The organism is Massilia rubra, from assembly GCF_011682065.1.
GTDB classification, from domain to species: Bacteria; Pseudomonadota; Gammaproteobacteria; order Burkholderiales; family Burkholderiaceae_D; genus Telluria_A; species Telluria_A rubra.
Map to the genome: position 1 here is coordinate 1 of NZ_VUYU01000090.1, position 588 is coordinate 588.

At 59.9% G+C, this 588-nt stretch carries 1 protein-coding gene; it reads right to left on the reverse strand.

Annotation, left to right across the window (positions count from 1 at the left end; genetic code table 11):
• Positions 1–84: 84 nt before the first annotated feature.
• Positions 85–588 (reverse strand): transposase (locus tag F0185_RS34145; RefSeq protein ID WP_167233132.1); only part of this gene is annotated, 504 nt, incomplete at its 5' end.

Below are 588 nucleotides of genomic sequence, written 5' to 3' on the forward strand. Positions count from 1 at the left end.
TTTTTTGATGTCAGACCGAGCCGCTTCCCGCCCGTTTTATGGGCGCTGAACCTCGTTTTGTGCAGTCCGGACGGACTGCGGGCGTCAGAACGCCTCGACCCTGGCCTCCTTCAAGTAGACCAGGCGCCGCAAATTGTAAGCGGCGACCTTCCAATTGAGCTGCAACGTGGCGCGCGCCAGTCCGATCGTGCGCAGGCCCTTACCGCCCATCTCGGCCAGGCCGGCAAACACATGCTCGATCCGGGCGCGGGTCTTGGCGATGCGCGTATTGCGCCGCTTTTGGGTTTCCGAAATTGGCTTGTCCTTGCTTCCTTTGCGCTGGATGTGCATGCGCCATCCCTGCTGTGTCAACCTGTCCTCGCGCGCGCCATCCACGTAGCCCTTATCTGCCAGGACGTTGCGATTGGTATTCGACGGGTCGAGCACCTCCTCGAAATGAAGGGTGTCATGCTCGCTGGCCGTGCTGACCTTGATCTTGCGTACCAGCTTGTAACGCTTGTCTGCGTTGGCCGATACCTTGTAGCCGAAGTAGGACTTGCCATGCTTCTTGGTCCAGCGCGCGTCCATATCTTTCTGCCGGCGTTTCGC